General features: G+C 61.3%; 8 protein-coding genes and 1 pseudogene. 3 read left to right on the top strand and 6 right to left on the bottom strand.

The window, feature by feature from the left end; translation table 11 throughout:
• Positions 1-145: 145 nt before the first annotated feature.
• Positions 146-1,252, bottom strand: a complete 1,107-nt coding sequence (locus BLO97_RS02605) for a hypothetical protein (RefSeq protein ID WP_092221830.1) — start codon at positions 1,250-1,252, stop codon at positions 146-148.
• On the opposite strand from BLO97_RS02605, the pseudogene BLO97_RS32165 reads away from it, so the two are divergent.
• Positions 1,243-2,745 (top strand): annotated as a pseudogene (locus BLO97_RS32165) (FIST signal transduction protein); the annotation flags it as partial. The gene BLO97_RS02605 and the pseudogene BLO97_RS32165 sit on opposite strands and share 10 nt — an antisense overlap.
• A gap of 195 nt (positions 2,746-2,940) precedes the next feature.
• Complete coding sequence (locus tag BLO97_RS32160) at positions 2,941-3,618, top strand: methyl-accepting chemotaxis protein (protein ID WP_371914685.1); 678 nt, start codon at positions 2,941-2,943, stop codon at positions 3,616-3,618.
• A gap of 157 nt (positions 3,619-3,775) precedes the next feature.
• Here the strand turns inward: BLO97_RS32160 and BLO97_RS02595 are convergent, their stop codons facing one another.
• Both BLO97_RS02595 and BLO97_RS02590 read right to left on the bottom strand, forming a co-directional pair.
• Entirely contained in the window at positions 3,776-5,206 is a 1,431-nt protein-coding gene (locus BLO97_RS02595; protein ID WP_092221825.1) for a diaminobutyrate--2-oxoglutarate transaminase, read from the bottom strand.
• A 36-nt stretch (positions 5,207-5,242) separates the two neighbouring features.
• Positions 5,243-5,458 (bottom strand): MbtH family protein, encoded by a 216-nt coding sequence (locus BLO97_RS02590; protein ID WP_018600641.1) that lies wholly within the window; start codon positions 5,456-5,458, stop codon positions 5,243-5,245.
• A 203-nt stretch (positions 5,459-5,661) separates the two neighbouring features.
• On the opposite strand from BLO97_RS02590, the gene fhuF reads away from it, so the two are divergent.
• Positions 5,662-6,399, top strand: a complete 738-nt coding sequence (gene fhuF, locus BLO97_RS02585; protein ID WP_092142014.1) for a siderophore-iron reductase FhuF — start codon at positions 5,662-5,664, stop codon at positions 6,397-6,399.
• Between the two features lie 7 nt (positions 6,400-6,406).
• On the opposite strand, the gene BLO97_RS02580 is transcribed toward fhuF, so the two are convergent.
• The 3 genes from BLO97_RS02580 to BLO97_RS02570 are packed head-to-tail and all read right to left on the bottom strand — an operon-like array spanning position 6,407 to position 20,852.
• Positions 6,407-8,050, bottom strand: coding sequence for a cyclic peptide export ABC transporter (locus BLO97_RS02580; protein ID WP_092344770.1), 1,644 nt, complete (start codon positions 8,048-8,050; stop codon positions 6,407-6,409).
• A complete protein-coding gene (locus tag BLO97_RS02575; protein ID WP_256571599.1) occupies positions 8,047-11,832 on the bottom strand; it encodes a non-ribosomal peptide synthetase in 3,786 nt (1,261 codons plus the stop codon). Before BLO97_RS02575 ends, BLO97_RS02580 begins: the two co-directional genes overlap by 4 nt.
• On the bottom strand, positions 11,832-20,852 hold the full coding sequence (locus BLO97_RS02570) for a non-ribosomal peptide synthetase (RefSeq protein ID WP_175489824.1): 9,021 nt from the start codon (positions 20,850-20,852) through the stop codon (positions 11,832-11,834). Before BLO97_RS02570 ends, BLO97_RS02575 begins: the two co-directional genes overlap by 1 nt.
• Positions 20,853-20,862 lie beyond the last annotated feature (10 nt).

Below are 20,862 nucleotides of genomic sequence, written 5' to 3'. Positions count from 1 at the left end.
AACGAGCGGCGTGCGAGCTGGCTGCTGGGGTTCTGTGGTTACTGTGGGAGCGGGCTTGCTCGCGAAAGCGGTGGATCAGCCTGCACCGATGCTGAATATGCCGACGTCATCGCGAGCAAGCTCCCACCAGCTTGTCATCAGGTGTTCAGCGGTTGGCCTCCAGCTTATATCCATCACCCGCCGACGCCGGAGTCGTTTCATTGGCCAGCGCAAAAACACACTCATCCAGATAAGGCCTGACATCCGCCCATTTCCTGCGATCGGCGATAAACCCTCTCAACTTCTTGCCCGCATCCACGACGTCCGGTTCATGGGCCATCAGCATGATCCTGGCGACTGAACTGGCGTCATCGGCCTTGTGCTTGGCATGATCCTGCCGGGCGTAAGAGTGAAACTCCTCGATTCGCCCCTGCACAGCCTCGGCACCGCCCATGCACTTGTCACCCAACACCTCTTCACGCCGCTGCGCATGCCCACCAGCAAAGCTGTCCTGGACAAGGTGAAGCAAGCTGCCAAGCGCCACCTGGTTCACATTCGCCCGCAGCCATGGACGCCCGACGGCAAAAAGATCCTGCACGGTCTGTCCGTTATTGAAATGCTGGTCCCAGCCTTCGATCTTGATATCTTTCAAATAGGTATTGATGGGATAGGTTCCATCGGCAACGCCCCAAGCGAACTCGGCCCACATCATGATTTCTCGCTTGGTCTGCTCTGGCGCGACGCCCTCCTGGGAAGCCATGGAATGCAAGAACTGCAGGTCGCCAAAATGCGAACGAGAGATGTAATTCCCTGCGCCCATGAACGCCATTGGATCAGAAGCGCTTTTGCTTTCGGCTTTCTCGAAAAGATTTACCCAGCACCGCGTCTGCGAGATAAAACCCACCGAGTAACGTCCATCGCAACCCTTGGTCTTGGCATCTTCCGCGCCCGGCATGAACACCGGATCATCGTTCCAGCGAACCCCGGCAATGATGTAGGCACCGGCATTCTCCAGATTGGGGTTGCTGCACTCCTGCCAATCCCCGTCGCACCCATAGATCTTCTGCGTCAGCGCCTCATGGGCAGGATCGGAAAAATTATGCAGCGCAAAACTGGCGAAAGGCACCGTCGCCTTATAGGAGACCCCGTATTTCTTGGCCATCTCCCGCTCAGCCAAGGTGCCATCCGGCGAAAGCTGAAAAGCGTTGACCTGGCCGATGCAACCCAACAAAACACCCCAGGCCACTCCGGACACGGCTTTGTATGTATTCATGGATTGTCTCTGCAAGGGCGATGACGAGCAGGTTCTCGTCTCACACCTGGGGTTGTGGTGGGCGTGGTAAATGGCAAGACGCCATCGTCGATAGCATAGCGGGTGTCGCTTTGCCGTCCAGGCGTCATAGGGCTGATTTGTTCAGCGACCGCCCCCGGGACCGATACGAAAGTCGCTATCCAACAGACGGAGCAAACCCCAACCAAAAGCCCCTATGGACCGCCCCCGCAAATAGCACAAGCTCACGCCCATACAAGTCCCCAGCCGTGACCGCTACAGGGAAAGGACTCCGCACGCATACCTCGTACGCGTCACGTCGCGCTCAACCGAGTCCAGCCATGAACCTACTGAACCTCTTCAACACTGCCCGAGCCCGCACTCAAGGGGCTGTAAGTGTGGCCTGCACCTCTGCTGAATTGGACCAGGCGCTGGCCAACGTACGTATCACCCCTGTGTTGGTCACCGGGTTCGTCTCCCCTCACCTGGACATCGACCGGGTCGCCGCCAAGGTCAAGCAGCGCTTTCCCCAAAGCGCCATCAGCTTGTGCACGACGTCGGGTGAGCTGTGCAACGGTGCGAACACGCTGTACTGCCAGACCGGCGAGAGCTGGGATCGGGTGGTGTTGCAGCTCTTTGACGCCAGTGTGATTGTGTCGGCTGAGGTGGTGATGGTGCCGCTGGAGTGCGAGGACATTCGCGGAGGCGGCAAGCGCTTGGCCATGCGTGAGCGCATCGCCAGGCTGGTGAATAACATCAAGCAGGCGCAAGTGAGCACACCCATTGATCATCGCGATACGCTGGCCTACGTGGTGTTCGATGGTCTTTCAGCTTCCGAGTCGTTCTTTATGGAGGCGCTCTATGAGTCGGGGCGTTTTCCTTGCCTGTTCGTCGGCGGCTCGGCCGGTGGCAAGACGGATTTCAAAAAGACCCTGATCAGTGATGGGCAACGCAGTTATCAGAACCACGCGCAGATTGTCTTCCTGAAAACCGCGGCGGATGTGCGCTTCGGGGTGTTCAAGAGCCAGAACTTCCAACCTGCCGGGCTGACGTTCAGCGTGCTGACCGCGTCGGTCGAAGACCGCACCATCGACCAGGTCATCGATAGCCGGGGGAACATCAAGAGCATGGTCCAGGCGCTGTGCGATGCATTCGAGTGCAGTGCCCAGGCGCTGGAAAAGAAGCTCGCCGATTATTCATTCGCCATCCGTGTGGGCGATGAGCTGTTCGTGCGCTCCATTGCCCGTATCGACTATCAGCAGCAGATCATCCAGTTGTTCTGCGACGTGGCGCCCGGCGAAGAGCTGGTGATGGTCAAGCGCACGCCCCTTCGCGAGGCGACCCGACTGGACTACGAGAAATTCCTCAAGGGCAAGGGCGGCCGTCCGGTGGCAGCTATTCTCAATGACTGCATCCTGCGCCGGCTCAACAACAGCAGCGACCTGGGCAGCATGGCCGGTATTTTCGGGGATGTGCCTTTGGCCGGTTTCTCGACGTTTGGTGAAATTCTCGGTTTGAACCTTAACCAGACACTCACGGCGATTTTCTTCTTCAGAGTCACCAAGGGCGCCAGCTTTGTCGATGAGTACGTCGACAACTTCATCGCCCACTATGGCGAGTTCAAGGCGTTTTTCCTGCGCCGCCAGGTCAAGAAACTGGCCGGCCTGAACCACGTCGTGGTCAAGCAGATCATGGCGTTCAAGATGAACGACTTCAGCAGCGCCTTGGACACTCGCGGCCTGGACAACACCATCCTGCCGGTGTTCGACGGCCTGACCGATCTGGGCCAGGTATTGGCCCAGGCCAGCCAGCAGCAAGCGCAGATGGCGACGCAAATCAAGCACTACTCAGGTGAGCTACACCTGTCGATGGATGACCTGACGGGCACGATTGACCGGCAAAACAGCGTCGCCGAGCAGGCCGGCACGACCGTCGAACAGCTTGCCACGCAAGCGGGTGAAGCGGTGGTCGGCGCCCGTGCGCTCGCCAGTTCGAGCTTGCGTATTCAGTCGATCGTACAGGTCATCCAGCAAATCGCCGGGCAGACCAACCTGTTGGCCCTTAACGCCGCCATCGAAGCAGCGCGGGCAGGTGAAATGGGCAGAGGGTTTGCGGTGGTGGCGGATGAGGTCCGCAAGCTAGCGGAAATCACCCGCAAGAATGCTGCGGAAATTGGCGTGGACATTGACCTGCTCTCGACGGAGATCCAAGGCGTCGCCCAACAGATCGAAGACCAGTCCGTCGCCGTCAGCGCCCTGCGCGAGATGCTCGATGCCCTGGAAGACTCGAGCCGCACCACCGAAGGCACGGCACAACGCACGAAGGCCATCGCGGACACCTTGACCGGGCTGACCCACGCCAGTGCCTGAGCAACTGTTGCAGGGTTTGGTGTTGAATCTGGATGCCGTGGGCTCCCGCAATCCTTTGTGGGAGCAAGCTTGCTCGCGATAGCGGTGGATCAGCTTGCATCGATGTTGAATGTGCCGCCGTCTTCGCGAGCAAACCTGGCTCCCACATTGCAGCATTTCATGCGATATGCAACGTCCGGCCCTTGACCTCCACGAGAGCATTGGCCAGGGCAACCTGGAACAGTTCGACCAACACGTCGACCTCCTCGGCCCGGATGATCAATGGCGGCAGGAACCGCACAACGGCACCATGGCGCCCCCCGAGCTCCAGAATGACGCCCAAGCGCAGGCATTGACGCTGGATTGCCTGGGCCAATGCCGTATCGGCTGCTGGGACACGACTGTCGCTCGCCGTGTCACTGACGATTTCCACACCCACCATCAGTCCTCGGCCGCGTACTTGGCCCAGGCAAGCATAGCGGTCCTGCAACTGGCGCAGAGCCGCCATGAGTCGTTGCCCCATGACATCGGCATGTCCCGGCAAGTCTTCGCTGATGATATGGCGCAGCGTCGCAGCCCCCGCAGCCATCGCCATTTGATTGCCGCGGAATGTGCCGGCATGGGCACCTGGTTTCCAGGTATCCAATTCTTCGCGGTACACCATCACGGCTAACGGCAGGCCACCACCGATGGCTTTTGAGAGTACGAGGATATCGGGCTCGATATCCGCGTGTTCGAACGCAAACAGTTTGCCGGTCCGACCCAGGCCGGTCTGGACTTCATCGATGATCAGCGCCACGCCGAACTTACGGGTCAATTGGCGCAAGCCTTGGAGCCAGCGTATTGGCGCAGGGATCACGCCGCCCTCGCCCTGCACGACTTCGACCACCACCGCCGCGGGTGGCAGCACACCCGACTCCGGGTCGCTGAGCAGTTGTTCGATAAAATGCAACCCGGCATCGACACCGGCTTCGCCGCCGATGCCGAACGGACAACGGTAGTCATAGGGATATGGCAGAAATTGCACATCGGCCATCAGCGAGCCCAGTGCCTGTTTCGGCCCCAGGTTGCCCATCAGGCTCAACGTGCCCAGTGTCATCCCGTGGTAGCCGCCAGAGAACGACAGAATCGGTTTGCGCCCGGTGGCCGTCCTGGCCAGCTTCAAGGCCGCCTCAATGCCATCGGCACCGGTCGGCCCGCAAAACTGGATGCGAGCATGACGGGCAAAGTTTTCCGGCAGCGCGTTGAACAGGTCTTCGACGAAGCGATCCTTGACCGGTGTCGTCAGATCCAGGGTGTGCAAGGGCAAGCCGGAGTCGAGCGTTTGGCGCATGGCCGCGATGGCTACCGGGTGGTTGTGCCCCAGCGCCAGAGTTCCCGCCCCCGCCAGGCAATCCATGAACAGCTGACCTTGGGTATCACGAACATAGAGGCCATGGGCCTCTTGCAGCGCCAACGGAATACGCCGTGGATAAGACCGGGCATTCGATTCACGGGCCGCCTGGCGCTGAAGATACGGGTTGGTGTTCAGTTCACGCGGTGCTTGCTGGCGAAACTGTTCCAGCGTGAAGGTTGCGCTGGATGATAGACGGGGCTGGACGCTTTCCATATTGAATCCCTGAGGTAAAAACTCTGTCGCGGGCGATCAGCCCTGTCCTTGTACTTGCATGGCCTGGCGCAGGCTCAGCGGGCGCATATCGGTCCAGACCTTTTCGATATAGTCCAGACACTCTTGCTTGCTGCCTTTCATGTCGAGCGTGCGCCAGCCATTGGGCACGCTTCGATAATCCGGCCAGATCGAGTACTGCTCCTCATCATTGACTACAACCAGAAAGCGCGTATCCGGACTGTCCAAACTCATTGCTTGCTCCTTGACTGACATGGCGGAAAGACGCCTACGATACAATACTAATGGTAGCGATTCTCATTAATTTTTAAAAATTCATACACTGTTCTCAAATTTCCCTATCGACGATGAACAGTCGCAAGACGGCAACGCCCTGTTTATACTTCGGGCCCCTCTGAACGATAACCGCTCTCTATTCGCGGTCCACGGATGAGTCGATGATTCCCAGCCTTGCCCCGCTGTTCACCGGTCCGCTTGCCGACCATGGTGAAAAGCTGCAACTGCGCAGCCATCCCCGCACAGACGTACCGGGGGACAGGTTCTTCCAGCATGAATATTTCGGCGCATTCGTCGACGACCTGCAGGCACGGTACAAAACCGATGAGCGCCTGGCCTTGGTGTCACTGTGGTCCAAATGGTACTTCAGCACCTTCCTGGCACCCGTGATGGCCGCCAATCTGCTCCAGCAATGCGATCTGCCACTTGCCCTTGCCGACACCGGGATACAACTGGGCAATGACGCCAGGCCACAGGCGTTGCACTTGCCCCATGCCGGCCAGCCTTTGCCAGCCTGCACCGCCTTCGAGCGATTTCATACCCTGGTCGAGGATCATCTGGAGCCCGTCATCGAAACCTTGGTCAGTGTCTCCCAGGCATCGCCCCGGTTGTTCTGGAGCAATGCCGGCAATACGTTCGAATTCGTCACCAGCCGTATCGACCTGCACCCATTGGCCAACGCGTACAGCACCGCACCGGCCAAAGAAATCCTGAATACCCGCCTGCGCCCGAACGGCCGGCGTAATCCTTTGTTCGCCCCCGTGCAGTACCGCGATATCGGCGAGGACGAGCCGCAGCGCCTGAGGCGCATCTGCTGCATTCGCTACCGCCTGCCCGGCGTCGGCTATTGCAGCAGTTGCCCACTCGATGAATGCAAACGGCAGGAACAGCCCGTTTAACTGCAACCTATTTCGCCAGTTGAAAAGGGTTCTCTGTCGCTCGGTCGTAGTCCACGAGATGGCCGTAGTCGAGACGATAGACCCGGTCGGCAACATCGAAATAGCGGTCGTCATGGGTGATTGCAATCACCGTCTTGCCGGCCGCCTTCAGCTCGGGCAGCAGTTCGTTGTAGAACACGTGGCGGAACACCGGGTCCTGATCCGCCGCCCATTCGTCCAGCAGGAACACCTCCCTGCCCTCCATCATCAGCAGTAACAGTGCCAGGCGCTTGCGCTGGCCCTGGGACAGGGCCGTGGTCGACAGGCGCCCGGCAGCGAACTCGACTTTATGGGCCAACCCAAGGCGGTCCAAGTAATGATCCACCCGGGCCTCAAGCCCCTCATGATTGCCCGCTTCGCCCAGCACATCGGCGAACAGATAGAAGTCGGCAAAAATGGCGGCGAAATGCTCCCGGTGCCACTCGCTGGTGCGGGTATCGAGCACCACGCCGTTCAGCGAAACCTGCCCAGAGGTGGGGACGTAGAGCCCCGTCAGGAGCTTGGCCAGGGTCGACTTGCCACTGCCATTGCCACCGACAATGAAAATCAACTCGCCGCGACGAATCGACAGGTCGATCGGCCCCAACTCAAACGCAAATTCGTCACTTTGCCCGGGATAGCGGTAATGCACGTTTGACAGGCGCAACTCACCGAAGGGTTGCGCCGCTTGTGCAGGGGTCTTGAACTGCACCGTCTCACCCAACGCCAGGGCATCGATGGCCTGCAAGGCAACATGGCCGCGAATGACCGCAGGAATGGCATCCAGGATCATCGAGATCGGCGTGCGCAGAAACATGATTGCCAGCACGTAACCCACCACAACCTGCTGACTGAGCAACCCCAGCCCCTGGCCGAGAAAGAACAGCGTACCGATCAGTACGAACACCAGCAGTGTCGTCCAGTTCAGGTTCACCGCCCACAAGGTGTCGGCACGTACCGACGCCTCCAGCGAGGCCCGCGCGATGGGTTCGAGCTTGTGTTCGTAGAGCAGGTGCCGGCGTTCCCGGCTCAGGCCCAACTCGCAACGCCCCTGGATGGCGGCCTCGAACTGCTCGGTCAACTGGTCATCCTGCTGCCGCACGGCCTGCATCAGGGTCTTGACCTTGCGCCCCAGCAGCACGTCAAGACCGACCCCAAGGGCAATCACCCCCAGGGTCAGGAAAAAGAACGGCATGCTCAACCAGGCCATGTAGGCGAGCCCCGCCAACAACAGCAAGCCGTTGTACAAGGAAATCGGCAGTTGCTTGAACGCCGTGGCGACGGTGGTCACGTCCTTGGTCAGCGCGTTGTAGATACGCGGGCTGCCCAGCCGCTCGATGCGCTCGAGTGCTGTGCCCAACACCTTGCCCACCAGCCGCAGGCGCAACTGGTAAACCAGGCGATGCCCGATCTGCACCAGCAGCCATTGCGACGTGACACCGCTGATGAACAATAGGATCAGCAGGCCACCGAACAGCAACAAGCCCCGGCCGATATTATCGAGCCCATGCTCCAGGCTGCGGTTGATATACCCGATCAGGCCGATACTGGTTGCCGCGCTCAAGGCGCTGCTCAGAATCGCCAGCAGAATGCGCCATCGAGCGTCGTGCAGCAGTTCTTTCAATAACATCATGAGACAGACACCACCTTGGCAGAGGTTTGCAACAGTAAAGGCAACAGGCTTTCGACCAATCGAGGCTCTGCGAGCATCTCGTGATGCCCCACGTCCAGCGTCCACTGGCGAACAGCTTGGTGGGTATGCGCTTGCCACTGAGCACGCAAGTCGGCATGGGCATTGCCGCGCCAGAGCCACAGCGGCACATCAACGGTGGGCAAGGCTTGCTCATACAAGCGCATCTTGATCGAGCGATATTGCGCCAATAGCGTGAGCAAATCAGCATCGGCGGCTCCCCATTGCAGATGCGCACGCACCTGGGCATCGTTGAGCAAGCGGGCAACGCCCTCGGCATAGTCCAGACCTGCCAACAGGCCCGTCACACGTTCGCGCAGCGACTCACCGATTGGCTGGGCGTGAGTGCGGCAGTAGAAAGCAAAATCGGCAATCAACTGGCCGGCTTCGTCGCCCTCGCCGGCCAGGCTGCGCTGCGCATCGTGATCGAGCACCACAAGCCCTTCGACGCTAAAGCCGTGGGCTTGCAGATGGGGCACCAGCATCAATGCCAGCCGCGACGCCAGGCTCCAGCCCAGCAGCACCAGCGGGCGCTGTTTCAGCTGGACAGGGATGCTCGCCACATATTGCTGCAACAGCACGTCCATGTCGTCCTCATCCCAGCCCTTTTCCAGGGCGGCCAGACCAAAGACAGCGGCTTTACCGTTTAGATTCTCTACCAACGGCTGATACGCCTGCAGATGCCCTTGCGCGCCATGCACCAGCAACAGGGCCGGCGCATGTTCATGCGCGTCATTCAAGACGTGCCATGGGCCGCCGCTGTGATCGTTACCCAGGCCATGAACCAGGTCACGGACGGTATGCCGCTCGAACAGCAGATTGGTCGGCAATTCGAGAGACAGGCGCTCGCGAATCAGCGACACCACTTTGATCGCCGCCAGCGAGTGCCCACCGACGTTGAAGAAATTGTCGGTCACCCCCAGCTCGTCGACACCCAACACCTCGCACCAAATCGCCAGAATGGCCGTTTCGAGCTCGCCCACGGGCGCCACGCGAGTGTTCTGCAAACGCTGCCTGGCGCGTTCGAGCAGGTTTTTGCGATCAAGCTTGCCATTGCTGTTCAGTGGCAGCGTCTTGAGTGCAAGGATACCGCTGGGCAGCATGTAGTCCGGTAGCTGGCGAGCCAGGGCGGCGTACAGTTGCTCGGTCGTTTGCGACAGGGCGTCGTCCTTGACCACGAAAGCCAGCAAGCGCCCATGGTCGCCTTCGCCGTCCAGCAAGACCGCAGCCTGCAACACGCCCGGCTGGGCCAACAAAGCCTGTTCGACTTCCGCCAACTCCAGGCGAAACCCACGGATTTTCACCTGTTGATCATTGCGCCCCAGAATGCGTACGGCACCATCGGCTTGGCGCAAAGCAAGATCACCGGTGCGATACAGGCGCTGGCCACTGAGTGGATCGACACCAAAGGCACCGCCACCGACACCACCCACATAACCGCGCCCGACACTGGCGCCACTGATGCACAATTCCCCGGCCTGGCCTGACGGCACTGCGCGTTGCTGGTCGTCGAGCAGGTGGATGCGGTTATCACCCAATACCTGATTCAAGGCGCTATCACCCACGCCCTGGCTGACATCGATCGCACGCCATAGCACGCCAACCGTAGTCTCTGTCGGTCCGTAATGGTTGTAGAGGCGACAGGCCGGTTTCGCTTGGGCCAAACGGCTCAGCAAATGCTCACTGAGCGGCTCTCCGCCCAGTACCAGGACCTGGCGTGGAAGAATGCCGTTGGGAGCGTGCTCGCCCATCAGCGCTTCAAGGTGTGAAGGAACGATTTTGAGCACGTCCAACGGGTAGCGCTGAAGCTCTTCGGCGAACGCCCGGGCATCGGTCACGGTGGACTGCTCCAGCACATGCACACAACCGCCCTGCAACCAGGCCGGAAACAACACAGTATTTCCCAGATCCGCGAGCAGTGAAGACACCAGGCCATAATGCCCGGCCTCGGGTAACTGGAGCGCGCGGGTCACTTGCGTGACGTAATGGCGCAATTGGCCTTGCTCGATTTGCACACCTTTGGGCTTGCCGCTGGTGCCCGAGGTATAGAGCACGTAGGCCAGGTCTTGCGCCGAGCCCTGCACCGGCGAATCGAACACCGGCCCGATGCAGGCCTGCGACCAGCACAGGGTGTCGACCGAAGTATCAGGCAGCAGCCCCTCTACGTGCAGCAACAGGGCCGGTCGGGCATCCTCGATAATGTCGGCCAGCCGCAGCGGTGGTTGTTGAGGATCCAGTGGTAGGTACGCAGCACCGACCTTGAAGCAGGCCAGCATCGCGATCAACATCTGCGCCCCACGGGGCAAATACAGGCCGACCACGTGTTCATGGCCAACACCGGCCTGACGCAGGCTGCCGGCAACACGATCGCTCAAGGCATCGAGTTCGGCGTAAGAGAACAGTTGCTCTGCATAGCGCAGCGCCGGTCGATCCGGTTGTGTCCGAGCGTGCTCGCGCACGGTGGCGACGATATCGAGATCCGGCGCCAGGGCGGGACGCGTCGGCAACGCCAGCAACTCCTCGGGCAAGTGCGGATCGACACCGTTGATGAGGCCATTGGGCGACTGCAGCAATTGCTCGAGCCAATGGGCGAAGCGCTTGAGCAAGACCTGCATCTGCTCTTCACGGTACAGACCACGGTCATAGGCCAGTGTCAGTTCCCCACTGTCCTGGGCGTCGAGCGTCAGTTGCAATTGCAGTTCGACCGGGGTGTCGAAGGACAGGACTTGCAGCCCCTCCAGCAGCGGTGCATGCACGACACGCAGCCCGGTCTGAAAGCTGGCCCGCCACTCGGGCAATAGCTGAGCCTGACCGACATATTCCTGCCAAGCCACCGCGTTTTCCAGTTGCCGTGCCAATGGCCGGGCCAGGTTGATCCAGGTGCTGTGTTCGGACACCCGCACCACCATCGGCAGCGTCTGCTCGAACAGCCCATAGGCTCCCGAGAGTTCTTCATAGTCATCGCGAGGATCGTGCTGCAGACCCAACTGGCCGTGCTGCTGGCCATTGAGCCGGCCCAGCAATGAGCCCCAGGCGGCCAGGGCCAGCGCTTCGGCAGCCACGCCTTCGCGCGCGGCCAGCGCCGTCAACGCCGCTGGCAATGTCTGCGCAAGCCTTAGCCGAACAACGGCATGGTTGCCGCTGGCGATGCCATAGCGCTCGATCAGGCGCATGCCCGGTACGGCCTGCAAGGCCAGGTTGCGCCAGAACTGCGTGCCTTGCTCGGCATCCTCGTCCAACTGCAGGCCATTGATCCACTCGACGTATTCGCCGTACTGCATGGGTTCAGTGTCAAACGACGCGGCACGTCCCAACAATTGCTCCTGCAACTGGATCAGGCTGCGTTGATCCAGCGAATAAACCGGGACCGCCAACAACAGATAATCGTCGAGTAGCCAGGCCAACACATCGGGTTGTTCGGCAAGGCAATGCGCCTTGGCCTCAAGCAGCCACTGTTGCTCATCATGCCCGTCACCTGAACGTCCCTCACGCCAGCTCAGGCGCAAGTCGAGGGGGTCGACCACACGCTGGCGCAGTCCCGTGGCGCCAACCGGGCGCTGGTAGCGCAAGCGCAACGCTTGATGCTGCTGCAAGCCGTCACGCAGTCGCTGTTGGACAGTGGCCTCGGGCACGCCCGACAGTTGCATCCGAACCCAGCGCCAGGCCTGCGGATTGGCCTGGGCCAGTTGTTTTTGTTGAGGTGAAAGCGTTAGTCCAAGGTCCATCATGGTTTCAACTCTGCGGGTGTCTCTTCGGTCTGCGCCGGCGCAGCCATGACCTGATCACGACCATAGATTTCACCCATGGCCACCACAATTTTACGCTCGCCTTCGAACGGATCCCGGGCGTGCGCAGCCAGCATGTTATCGAGCATGACCACATCGCCCTGCTGCCAGTCGAAGCGCACGGCACAACGGTCGTAGGCAGCGTTGATGGCCTCGATGGCACTTGGCTCAAGCTCGGAACCGTCACCGTAGAACACTTGTCTGGGCATCGCAGTTGTCCCGTCGCGCAGGAACTGCTCACGCACATCGGCATCGAGAAAGGCCGGGTGATAGAGCTGGATCTGATTGAAGAAGCTCTCCTCTCCCGTCAGCGGGTGCAGGATCACCGCAGGACAAACCTGACGGGTGTGCAGATCGTTGGCGCCGCGCCACTCAAAATCGATGTTGCTCTCACGGCAGATCCGCTCGACTTGCTCGCGCTCCTCGGTCTGGAAAAAGTGCTGCCAGCTGACGTCCAGGCTGGTGCTGAAATTGCGCACGTACATCAGTTGCTTGCGACGCAGGTTCGCTTGCAGCCAGGCCGGCAGTTCACGGTAAACCTGGCGGCTGTCGACAATCGGGGTCGCGCCACCGGAAGTGGCGGGCGTCTGGCAGTAGAACCATTGGCGACGCGGCCAGCGATGCTGATGAGCACTCTCGTTGTGGAACAGGATCATCCGATCCTTGGGATAGGGCGTGGACTTGTAGATGTTCTTGCCGCCCTCTTCCTTCGGCAGGTCACCGTACTGACCATATAACTGAGGGCACAAGGCTTGGCAAAAAGCCTCGAAAGCCGCCGGCGTCGGCAAATCAAAGCCACGCAAGAGAATGCCACCGTGCTCGCGCAGCCAGCTTTCGACCTTCTCACGGTTGGCCTCAGCCCAAATGGCCGGTGCCAGTTCGCGGTCACGCAGTTGAATCAACAGGGGGAACTTCGAACCTTCGCGCAACGGTCGGGCTTCAAAGGGCTCGCGGGTAACGGGCGATCCGCTCTGGCGCATCTTGCCCAATTTGCTCATTTTGCGTTGCAGCGGATTGTCCGTGGACATTGCAGCAGCTCCTTTTGGAGTCGGAATCAGGGTGTCGATTGGGTTGTCCGGTGCGCCGAGGGCCATGTCCAGCAGGGACTCGAAGGCATCACGCAAGCGTTCGACCGTGGCCGGGCGGAACAGGCTGGTGCGATACACCCAGCGCAGGTTGAACACATCGCCGTCTTCGCTGGCGAACAGGGCCATGTCGAACTTGGAATGGTGCTGCTCGCCCGTCAGTGGTTCAACCTGCAGATTGCCGAGTTGGCGTTGCTGGCGCGGCGTGTTGTCGAGGACAAACAACGTCTGCAACAACGGGTGGACATTCGCCACCCGTGGCAGCTCCAGGCACTCGACGACACGCTCGAACGGCGTGTCCTGCCAGGCGAATGCTTGCAGACAAATCTCCCGGACCTGCTGCGCTTGCTCACGCAAACTCAGTTCCGGTTGCACGCGGATACGCAAGGCCAGCAGATTGACGAAAAAGCCGATCAGCGATTCAGTGGCCGGATGCTCGCGGTTGGCGACGTCCGTTCCGATCACCAGATCACGGCCTTGCGTTTCGCGCTGCAGCACGGCGGCATAGCACGTCAGCAGCACCATGAACGGCGACGTTGCGCTGTCCTGCGCGAAAGCCTTCAGCCGGCCAACCGTGGCCGCTGACAACTGGAAATCCAGGGCCGCCCCGGTGCCGCTGTCGCGCTCCGGACGGGGAAAATCGAACGGCAGTGGCACCTGCGCGGGAATGCCGGCCAGGGTCTGTCGCCAGAACGCCAGGCCTTCACGCTGACGCAGCTGTACCGCCGCCGAACCTTGCCATACGGCATAGTCGACGTACTGGATCGCCAGTTCGCTCTGGGGCGGCAGCGCGCCCGTGCTGTACGCTTCATAACCCTGGATCAGTTCATCCACCAGCACAGCGCCGGACCAGCCATCGGAGGCGATGTGGTGCATGACCAACTGCAGCACATGTTCCTGCTCACCGAGGCGGTACAGGACGGCCCGCAGCGGTGCCTCGCTGGCGAGGTCGAACGGTCGCAGCGCAATGTCGCGGGCATCGACCGGCCACTGCGCGGCGTTCGAGGCGATCACTTGCAACGCTACCGACATCTGTCCGTGAATCCGCTGGTACAACTCGCCGTTACGCTGGTGATAGGTGGTACGCAAGATGGCATGACGGTCTACCAGCCGGTGCACTGAACGCTCCAGGGCATGACGGTCCAGTTGTCCGCGCAAGCGCACATTGCTGCTCATGTTGAAGCTGCTGTCGGCCAGGTCCAGCTGCTGCATCAACCAGACGCGTTGCTGCGCCGAGGACAAGGGTTGCTCAAGCTGCCGATCGACCTGAGGGATCTGCAACGAAGCCAGATCCAGGTGCTGCGCAAGACCCTCGATGCGCTGCGCAAGGTCCGTCAGTACCGGCGTTTCGAACAGCCAGCGCAAAGGCACTTCAAAGCCCTGTTCCCGCAAGCGCGCACGCACCTGGGCCGCCATCAGAGAATGCCCGCCCAGTTGGAAGAAATGACCGTCGGCAGGAATCTGTTGCAGGTTCAACACCGCTGCCCAGACTTCGGCCAGCAACGCCTCGCTGGCCGTCAGCGGGCGCTGGACGTCCCCCTCGCCGCGGTTTTCCAACTGCAAGCGTGGCAGCTGTTTACGATCCACCTTGCCATTGGTATTGAGGGGCAGTTGTTCCAGCGCCTGCAAATGCGTCGGCAGCATGTAGGCCGGCAAGCGCCCCTGTAAGTAGGTACGGATGGAGGCTGCGTCGGGTGGATTGTCGGGATTGGCGACCCAGAAGGCGGCCAGATGCTCGCCTTGCACGGCCACGACCGCCTGCAGCAGTTCGGGGTGGCTGAGCAGCACGGCCTCGATCTCCCCCAGTTCGATACGATAACCACGCAATTTGATCTGGTCATCGGTGCGACCGAGGTAATACAGCTGCCCATCCGGCTGCCAGCGCGCCAGGTCGCCGGTGCGGTACAAACGCCCACCGTCACGGCTGAACGGATCGGCAATGAAACGTTCGGCGGTCAACCCTGGCTGCCCGGCATAACCGCGGGCCAGACCATCACCGGCAATGTAAAGCTCGCCCACACAACCGGGAGGTACTTCGCACAAGTGCTCATCAAGGACGTGGCAGCGGGTATTGAGCAATGGCCGGCCAATGGGTGCGACGGGCAACTGCAAGGCACCGATCGGCGCCTGGGTGGACCACACCGTGGTTTCTGTCGGGCCGTAGACGTTGACGAGGTGAGCCACGCATTGCCTGATCTCAGTCGCCATTTCCGCCGCCAGCGCCTCACCACCGGCCAGGGCCACACGCCCGGCCAGCACCTGGCGATCGCCTTGCAGCAACATCGCCCAAGTGGCCGGTGTAGCCTGGATGAGATCCACGGCCTGGTCCTGAATCAATCGCGCAAGCAACAGGGGGTCCTGTCGCTCTTCATCATCGGCCAATACCACGGTGCCGCCGCGCACCAGCGGCAGGCACAGCTCCAGGCCGCAAATATCGAAGGTCACCGTGGTCAAGGCCAGATAACGCTGCACGTTTTCCAGTGGCAGCGCGTCTTCCATGGCCAGCAGGAAGTTGGCGAAATTCCCTCGACTGATCTGCACGCCCTTGGGTTGCCCGGTCGATCCGGAGGTGTAGAGCGTGTAGGCCAACTGTTCAAGCGTCGTCGCCAATGCCGGGGCTTGTGCAGGGAACCGAGCCAATGGCAGGTCCGCCCACAGGCAACTGCGCAGGTGTTCGGGCAGGTCCGCGAACAGCTTGTCGCAGAGCAGCAATTGCGGTCGAGCGCGGGTGAGAATCTGCGCCTGGCGTGCCGGTGGATGAGCTGGGTCGAGCGGCAGGTAGCAAGCACCTGCCTTCTGGATCCCCAACAGGCACACCAGCAGTCTTTCGTCCCGAGGCAGGCAGAAGGCAATCGTCGACTCCTGCCCTATACCCTGCGCCAGCAGCCAATGGGCCAGGCGATTGGCCTGGGCATCCAGCGCCGCGTAGCTCAAGCGGCGATCAGCGCAGCACACCGCGATACGCTCAGGATGAACGGCGGCCTGTACTTCAAAGCGCGTGACAAAATCGGCCTCGCTGTGCAGATGCATGGACTTGCCCGCCACGGCCAAAGTTGCGACTGAACCCAGGGGAATTTCCAGCAAGCGCTGCTGAAGATCGAGGCTGACCAGGCTGGCGAGCAATCCCTGGTAATCCTCCATCAGCCGTTGGGTGGTTCCGGGGCGCAACAGAGCAGTCGCGTATTCGACAATCAACCCGGTACGCGCATCAGTCCCGCGGCCTTGGGTGAACAGATTGAACGTCAGGTCGAACTTGGCACTCACCACGCCGTCCGGCAACGCCAGCGTTTCCACGCTGATGCCCGGCAAGTTGAGGCGGCGCGAATCCCGATGGTCGGACTGGTAGTTGAACATCGCCTGGAACACCGGCGTGCGATCCAGGCTGCGCTCGACATCCAGCATGTCCAGCAGTTGCTCGAACGGCAGCGCCTGATGGGACAAATCATCGGCCAACTGCCCGTTCAGGGTCTGGATAAAGGCTTGCAGGCTTTGCCGGGGATCAATCTGCACCCGGTGCGCCAGTGTGTTGACGAACAAACCGACCAATGCCTGGCTCTCGGCCGATTCGCGCCCTGCCACTGGCAAGCCAATGGCGAAATCATTGCGTCCACCATGACGCCAGAGCAGGAGCTGGTAGGCGGCGAAATACAGCACGAAGGGCGTGACACCCAGTGCCCTGGCCCGGGCCTCGACCGCCGCGCTCAACGAAACGGGCAAGGCCAGCTCACTGCGGGCGCCGGCGTAGGCCTGCAGCGCCGGTCGCGTGCAGTGGTCGGGAAGCTCCAGCGGTTCGTTGCTCAGACCTTGCAAGCGTTGTTGCCAGTAGGCCAGCAACTGGCTGCCCTGCTCCTCTTCCAGACCTCGCCGTTGTGCTTCGATCAATGGCAACAATCCGGTAGTCGCAGGCGTGGCCCGGTCCTGGTAGATCTGCGCAAAGTCCTCGACCAACAAGCCCATGGACCAACCGTCCACGGCAATGTGGTGGACATTGAACAGCAAGCGATAATCACCCGGTGCCACACAAAATACATCGATTGCCAGCAACGGCCCCTGCGCAAGGTCAAAAACCCGCTTGGCGGCCCCGGCAATGGCCACTGCCTGTTGTGATTCATCCAGGTCCTGGAGGTCATGCACATTGAAGATTGCAGCAGCCGTCTCATCCAGGCGCTGCCAGACTTGCCCTTGCTCTTCGAAAAACCTGCAGCGCAATGCATCATGGCGCGAGACAAGGACCTGGCAAGCGCGCTGCAATCGCGGCACGTCCAGATCGCCGCGCAAGGCCAACAATTGCGTAACGTTGTAAGCCGTTGCAGCCGGATCGAGTTGTTGCATGAACCACACCCGTTGCTGGGCATGGGACAGTGCACGTGACGGCGCCAAGGCTTCGGTTGCCGGCTGCGGTGCAACCGCCGGCGACGCTGAGGAGGTCAGAACCCCAGCCAGTTGCCGGGCGCTGGGGTTCTCCAGCAATTGCCGGGGCATCAGGCGCAGTTCAGCCTGACGCAGACGCGCGATCAATTGCAGGCTGAGGATCGAATCCCCCCCTTCGGCAAAGAAGTCGGCGTCCGGTCCCAGGCCAGGCTGCTCAAGCAACTCGCGAAAAGCCGTGAGGACGGTCAGCAACACGGGGTTCAACCGGCCATCGATGCACAGGGCCATGGTCGCCAAGGTGGAATGCTGCAGGACATCGCGTGGTTGCAACTTGAGTCCTTCGCGCGAGGCCAGGCCGATCAATTGCAGACTGAGAATAGAATCGCCACCGAGGGCGAAAAAATCATCGTCGCGTCCGACGTGCGCACAATCGAGAATCTGACACCACAGCTGCGCCAGGCGCTGTTCCGTGACGCCGATCGGTGGCCGGGCGGATGCATCGACCGACTCGGTCTCGGCCGGCTCAGGCAATGCCCGCCGATCCAGCTTGCCATTGGCCGTCAGAGGCAACGTATCCAGCCCCCACCAATGACTGGGCACCATGTGTTCCGGCAATTGACGCTTGGCCTCGGCTTGCAGAGCCGCCAACGCTTCGGTTGCCAGGGCGGGGCTGAGATACGCCACCAGTTGCGTGCGCCCTTTCACCTCGCAGGCCAGCACCGCCCCTTCGCGAACCTGGGGCTGAGCAGTGAGCCAGGCGCTGACTTCGCCCGGTTCCACGCGAAAACCGCGGATCTTGACCTGATCGTCCTGACGCCCCAGGAACACCAGTTGCCCATTGCGATCCAGGCGAACCCGGTCGCCGCTGCGATAAAAGCGTTGCCCCTGGGCAGTGGAACCAAATACTTGGGCGGTCAACTCAGGTTGACCGAGGTAGCCCTGGGCGACCTGAGGGCCTGCGATCAGCAGCTCGCCGGCGACACCCAGCGGCACCGATACGTCATTGCCGTCTACGATGCGCAAATGGCAATCCGATAACGGCTGCCCCAAGGGCAGATACAGACCCGAGTCAGGGGCGTCGAGAGCCTGGATTTCCCCGCAGATCACGCCGACCGTGGTCTCCGAAGGACCGTAATGGTTGAAGATGCGCAGTTGCGGTGCCAATTCACGCACCCGTGCAAACAAGGCCTGATCGAAACCCTCACCGCCCAGGATCAACACATCCCTGGGCAAGACGCGTCGGGCATCGTCCAGCGCCAACAGCCCGCGTAAATGCGACGGCGCGATTTTCAGGCAATCCACGGGCTGCTCGTCGAGAAAGTCAGCCCAGCCTGGCGGATCGAAGGTCAACGACGCTGGCGGCAGAATCAGCGGATCGCCGGCATTCAGCCCGGCGAACACGCAGGTCAGCCCCAGGTCCGCGGCCACGGTCGCCAACGTCGCCCAGCGGCTACCCGGCTTGGCTTGCACGCGTTGACCGATCGCGCTCGCGTAATGTCCCACGTTGCCATGAGTGACCAGGACACCTTTGGGCTGACCGGTCGAACCCGAGGTATAAATGAGGTAGGCAGGCAGGTGCGGCTGACTGAGGCTCTCGCCCAGCCCCTCGGTGGCCACCGCGGACAAATCGGCGGTACTGAGTACCAGGCGCGCCATGTCGACGTCCGTTTCAGGGGCCTCGGCCAGTGTCACCCACAGCCTCGCGCCACTGTCCTGCAGCAACTGCGCAAGTCGCTGTGGCGGCTGTGCCGGGTCAAGAAACAGACACACCGCACCGCGTTGCCAGCAGGCCAGCATCGCCAACAGTTGTTCCGCGCAACGGGGCATGCACAGTGCAACCACCTGGCCCGGGCCTATGCCCTGCCCGGCCAGTCGCGCGGCCAGCGCGCCGGTTGCGGCACCGAGCGTGGCATAGTCGACGGTTTGCCCAGCGCTGCACAACGCTGCCGCGTTCGGCGTGTGCGTTGCCCAGTGAAGTACTTGCTGATCCAGCGGCAAGGGTATGGCGCCCAACGCGGGGCCACTCAGCTCACTCGGTGGCGAAACCAGCTGCAGTTCGGCCAGACGTCGCTGGGGATGGCTTGATGCCTCTTGGAAAATCGCCAGCAAGTCATTCAGCATCTGCTCAACCGTGGCCGCGTCGAACAATTCGTCGCTGTATTCCAACTCGCAGCGCAGGCGCGCGTCAGCGGTACGTACCAGGCGCAGCGTGAGGTCGAAACGTGCATGACGCTGCGGCGGGTCGAGCACTTCAACCGCGACACCGGGCAATGTCAGGGTGCGGCTTTCGGGTAAATCGACCTGGACGAACATTACCTGGAACAGCGGGTTCGAACGTGGACGGTCAAGGCTTTCGAGGACATTTTCGAAAGGCAGCAACTGATGATCGAAGGCGGCCGCGACGGTGTCACGGGTGCGCAGCAGCGCGGTGGCGAAGTCCGGGTTGTCGTGCAGGCGCTGACGGATCACCAGGGTATTGAGCAACGGGCCTATCAAGGGCATCAACTCTGGGCGATCACGTTGTGCCGCCGAGGTGCCCAGGCACAGGTCGTTCTCGCCACTGTAGCGCGACAGCAAGCAACTGAAGGCCGTCAGGCCGTAGATGTACAGCGTCACCCCATGACTACGAATGGCGGCTTCTACCGCCGTCGTCAGCTGCGGCGAAAGCTCCCGGGCAAGCACCGCGCCGCTATGGCGGCGTTGCGCGGGCGCAGGGCGTGGCCGATCCAGGGGCAATGCCAAGGGCGCCGGCGCATCTGCCAGTTGGCCGCGCCAGAAGTCGATATGCTGCCGGCAGCTTTCGCTGTCCAGCCACTCGCGTTCCCAAGCCGCGTAATCGGCGTACTGGATACTCAATTCGGGTTGGCGGGCCGGCTCATTCATTGCCAGCGCCCGGTAAGCCTCGGCCAGTTCAAGGGTCAGTTGCTGAGCCGACCAGGCATCGTAGGCCACATGGTGAATGGTGAAAAACAACCAGGTCGATTGCTCTTGCGCGTCGCTGAAGGCTTGCCAGCGCCAAGGCGCCGATTGAGCGAGATCGAAGGGCTCGGCGAGCTGGCGGGCGTATTCATCGGCGCACCACTGCTCGTATTCAGAAGCCGCCAGGGTCAACGGTTCGACGGATGGCAGCGGCACTTGTTGCGACTCACAATGGGGCTGCATCTGGCCTTGGGAATCGGTGGTGTAACGGGTGCGCAGGATCTGATGACGGTCAGTCAACTGCTGCATGGCCTGCTGCAAACGCTCGCCATCGAGGCGGCCGTCGAAACGCAGTACCGAACACAGATTGTAAAGGGCACGACCGCTCAGGGCTTCCGCCGACAGAAAGCGCCGCTGCGCCTGCGCCAACGGCATATGCTCACCTTCGCCAAGCACGGCGGGAACGATTGGCAGGCGCCAGCTATCGATGCCCTTCTCGGCCAGGCGCTGGCGAAAGACTTTTTTCTTGTCCGCGGGCAAGGAAGCCAGCCGCTGCGCAATCTCCAGGAAAGCTTGTTGCGTCATCGCACTCATC

Source organism: Pseudomonas sp. NFACC05-1 (genome assembly GCF_900100135.1).
Taxonomy (GTDB): domain Bacteria; phylum Pseudomonadota; class Gammaproteobacteria; order Pseudomonadales; family Pseudomonadaceae; genus Aquipseudomonas; species Aquipseudomonas fluorescens_Q.
The sequence above is the reverse complement of the archived record's forward strand: the minus strand, read 5'-3'. Positions and strand labels throughout refer to the sequence as shown.